This window comes from Variovorax sp. dw_954 (assembly GCF_018449755.1).
GTDB lineage: Bacteria > Pseudomonadota > Gammaproteobacteria > Burkholderiales > Burkholderiaceae_C > Variovorax.
This window is the reverse complement of the sequence record NZ_JAAVVD010000067.1, coordinates 1-3,583: the sequence shown is the minus strand read 5'-3', so window position 1 is coordinate 3,583 and position 3,583 is coordinate 1. Positions and strand designations below refer to the sequence as shown.

General features: G+C 68.1%; 3 protein-coding genes. All 3 read left to right on the top strand.

What is annotated here, in order from left to right:
• Positions 1-935 precede the first annotated feature (935 nt).
• Genes istA through HB681_RS37385 form a run of 3 tightly spaced genes read left to right on the top strand, consistent with a single transcriptional unit; the run spans position 936 to position 3,443 of the window.
• Complete coding sequence (gene istA / locus HB681_RS37395) at positions 936-2,426, top strand: IS21 family transposase (RefSeq protein WP_213959950.1); 1,491 nt, start codon at positions 936-938, stop codon at positions 2,424-2,426.
• On the top strand, positions 2,419-3,237 hold the full coding sequence (gene istB, locus HB681_RS37390) for an IS21-like element helper ATPase IstB (RefSeq protein ID WP_213959949.1): 819 nt from the start codon (positions 2,419-2,421) through the stop codon (positions 3,235-3,237). The genes istA and istB overlap by 8 nt, the downstream gene beginning before the upstream one ends.
• On the top strand, positions 3,237-3,443 hold the full coding sequence (locus tag HB681_RS37385) for a hypothetical protein (RefSeq protein WP_213959948.1): 207 nt from the start codon (positions 3,237-3,239) through the stop codon (positions 3,441-3,443). Before istB ends, HB681_RS37385 begins: the two co-directional genes overlap by 1 nt.
• Positions 3,444-3,583 lie beyond the last annotated feature (140 nt).

Sequence of the window (3,583 nt, the reverse complement as noted above, 5' to 3'; positions counted from 1 at the left end):
GCGTGTGGACGCTGGTCAGGAACCGCCACTATGTGATGGCGAGGACGCGGTTTTGGTTTTGAACATCCATGCGGCAGCGGCTCGAGGCTCGAGGTAGTGCGAGCACTGTCGATTCGATGAAGGATTGATTGCCCGGTCGCCCTGCAGGGCGACCGGGCAGCTCCGAGCGACATCGCCACCGCGAAGCCGTCGCGATCACTTGCTGTGAGTTGAAGTGCCTGGCGGCATCGCGTGGGCGCGCCTGTTTGGCACTGTTGCCAGTCCGGGAGTACAACCCGATCCAGCCGAATGAGGTGGGCACGGCGACAGCCCTCTCTCGCCGGGAAGCTTGATGACTGTGCCGTGCCCTACACCGTGCCGATGAAGGCGGTGCCGCAGCAGTGTGGCGCGCTGGGACGAGTCCGTCCAGCACTACCGGCCCAGTCTGGTGGCGCAGTTGGACTGTGCAGCCCGTTTGTTCCTGTGCGCCGGATGCCGCGCTCAGGTCGTCTTGTGCAGCCGCTGCGATCGCGGCAACCGATATTGCAGCCGCGCCTGCTGGCGCCAGACGCACGATCTGGCTCGGCGCGAGGCGGCCCGTCGCTACCAGCGCTCACGTGGCGGGCGCACCCATCACGCCGCACGATCGCGGCGCTGGCGCGAGCGCGCCGCGGTGCGTGCGACGCAGGGCGAGGATGCCGACATCACGGCAAACGCCGGCAGCGATGTCGCACTTAAAGTGACGCACCAGGGTTCCCATCCGAGGGTGGCCGCTGCTCCACTGGCGGCATGCACACTCGACAGCGCCTCCATCGCGCTTGCCCCCGCCGTCAGCGCGCAAGCGCCGCTGCCCCTGACCCGCTGCTGGCGCTGCGCCGCCGTACAAACCGGCTGGCTTCGCCAAGGCTTCCTACGCCGCGGCAGCCGCGTCGTGACGCGCCCGCCCGGATGGCGCCATGACCATAGCCCCTGACCTGGTCGCGCAGATCCTGCGCCTGCATGACGTTGAGAAGTGGCGCGCAGGCACCATCGCGCGGCAACTGCACGTTCATCGCGATGTGGTGCGGCGTGTGCTTGGCGGCAACAGCGCGCCCGTGCATCCGTCGCCACTTCGCGCGAGCCGCATCGACCCGTACCGGGCGTTCCTGCTGGAGACGCTGACCAAGTTCCCGACACTGACCTCGGCGCGGCTGTTGCAGATGCTGGCCGAGCGCGGCTTCGTCGGCAGCGCGTCGCACCTGCGCCACCACGTGGCCAACATGCGCCCACGGCCCGTGCCCGAGGCCTACCTGCGCCTGCGCACTCTCCCTGGCGAGCAGGCCCAGGTCGACTGGGGACATTTCGGTCACCTGCAGATCGGCCGCGCACGCCGCCCCTTGATGGCCTTCGTCATGGTGCTGAGCTACTCGCGCCGGATCTTCCTGCGCTTCTTCCTCGACGCCTCAGGCGCGACCTTCACCCGCGGCCACGCCGAGGCCTTCGCCGCCTTCGGCGGCTGTGCCAGGGTCGTGCTCTACGACAATCTGAAGAGTGCCGTGCTGGAGCGCCGGGGCGACGCGATCCGCTTCAACCCTGCGCTGCTGGCGTTTGCCGCGCACTATCGCTACGAGCCGCGTCCGGTGGCGGTGGCGCGCGGAAATGAGAAGGGGCGGGTCGAACGCGCGATACGCTACGTTCGCGACAACTTCTTCGCCGCGCGCGCGTACACCGACCTGGACGACTTGAACGCCCAGGCGCTCATGTGGTGTGAGGCAACGGCTTCGGATCGACGCTGGCCACAGGACCCCGCCTTGAGCGTGCGGGAAGCCTTCCATACCGAGCGGGCAAGTCTGCTGGCACTGCCCGAGCGCGAGTACGCGCTGGCCGAACGCCGGGGCGTGACAGCGGGCAAGACGCCTTATGTGCGCTTCGACCTGAACGACTACTCGGTGCCGCACACCCATGTCCGACGCGCCCTGACTGTGCTGGCCGACGATCATCAGGTACGAATCCTGGACGGCGTGCAGGAACTGGCTCGCCATGTGCGCTGTTGGGATCGAGGCCAGCAGATCGAGCAGCCCGTTCACATCGAGGCCCTGGTCGGGCACAAGCGCGCCGCCCGGGCCCACCGCGCCATCGACCGTCTGGCGCAGGCGGCACCCGCCAGTATCGAGTTCATGCAGCGTGCGGTTGAGCGGGGCGAGCGCCTGAACGCAACCACGTCGGCGCTGACGGACCTGCTTGATCGCTATGGCGCCCGGGCCCTGGAGGCGGCCGTCAGCGAGGCACTGCTGCGCGGCGTGCCGCATCCCAACGCGGTCCGCCTGGCGCTGGAGCGAGCGCGCGAGGCGGCCGGAACGCCGCCGCCGGTGGCCCTGGTGCTGCCCGAACACGTCGCGCGTCGCGACGCCCCGGTGCGCGCACACAACCTGGCTTCCTACGACCGAACGGAGAGCGACGATGACTGATCTGACGACACTGGCCGATGCGCAGGCGCAGGATCAACGACTACGCGGCCAAGCCAGCGAACTGCGCCTGCATGGCCTGCTCGGGCGCTGGAGCGAGGTGATGGTTCAACCCGAGCAGGCCCGCTGGGTCGCGCAGCTGCTGGGCTGGGAGGCTGCCGAGCGACATCGCCGCAGTCTGGAGCGGCGTCTGCGGGGGGCGCGCATCGGACCCTTCAAACCGTTGGCCGACTTCGACTGGAAGTGGCCCACGCACTGCGACCGCGGCGTACTCGAGGAGTTGATGACGCTGGCGTTCCTCGAGGACGCCAGCAACGTTGTTCTGGTCGGCCCCAACGGGGTGGGCAAGACGATGTGCGCGTGCAACCTCGGCTACCAGGCGGTGCTGGCCGGTCGTACGGCCTTGTTCATCACGGCGGCTCAACTGCTGGGCGAGCTGGCGTCGCTGGACAGCGACTCGGCCTTGCGCCGGCGGCTTCGCCACTACGCCGCCCCCGACCTGCTCATGATCGATGAGGTCGGCTACCTGTCGTACTCGAACCGCCATGCCGATCTGCTGTTCGAACTGATCAGCCGGCGCTACCAACACAAGAGCACGGTGGTCACCACGAACAAACCGTTCGCAGAATGGGGCGAGGTGTTCCCCAATGCAGCCTGTGTCGTCTCGTTGATCGACCGGCTGATGCACCGCGCCGAGGTCGTACGCATCGATGGCAAATCCTATCGCCAGAAGGAGGCCGACGAACGGGAGGCGGCGCGCAAGGCCGAGCGCGCTGCACGCAAGCCCTCGCCGCGCGCGAGCAAGGCCGCGTGATGACACGACGTTCGACCCTACCGTCGCCCTTGTTCACCGTGCCGAGCCACTGGTCGCCCGAGCAGGCGCTGGCGGTGCTCGAGAGCCTGCACGCCGTACGTGAGGCCGTCTGGGCGGTCTACGGGCCGCAGGCCCAGCAGGCCTGGCGCGATCAACTTGTTCCTGACAGCGCAGTGCCGGACTTCGATCCCGACGCGCCGTTCTGATCTTGCGGCCGCAAGGCTCGACACAACGATGGCCCTGTAGGGGCCATCGCCACTTCATCACTCGAATGTTGTTCGGCCACTGATCGCAGAAAACCGCGCCCTCGCCAGCGAATAGACGCGGATTTACACCAGCGCCAACA